Source organism: Achromobacter sp. GbtcB20 (genome assembly GCF_019091095.1).
GTDB classification, from domain to species: domain Bacteria; phylum Pseudomonadota; class Gammaproteobacteria; order Burkholderiales; family Burkholderiaceae_B; genus Achromobacter; species Achromobacter mucicolens.
On the sequence record NZ_JAGXJZ010000466.1, the window covers coordinates 1 to 287 of the forward strand.

Annotated in this window: 1 protein-coding gene; it reads left to right on the top strand. The window is 69.0% G+C overall.

Going from position 1 to position 287, the window contains the following annotated elements:
• A partial coding sequence (locus tag KVT32_RS29790; RefSeq protein WP_217619396.1) for a helix-turn-helix domain-containing protein occupies positions 1-134 on the top strand: 134 nt, incomplete at its 5' end.
• Positions 135-287: the final 153 nt, after the last annotated feature.

Sequence of the window (287 nt, forward strand, 5' to 3'; positions counted from 1 at the left end):
CCGAGTACAAGGCCATCATCAAGGCCCTGGCCCGGGTCGACGGCAACATCGTCAAGGCGTCCGAGATCCTCGGCATCAGCCGCCCGACCATGTACGACTTGATGGGCCGCCACAACATCAAGACCGGTACGTGAAGCGTGCCGTCGGCGCGCTGGCCTTGCTGGCGCTGCTCGGACTCGGCGCCGCCGCCGCCGGCCTCGCGTACTTGCAGTCGCAGGGCGCCACGCCGCGCGCCCTCGCGCCTTACCTGCTGCACCGCACGAGCGGGCACAACGACCTGATCGAAG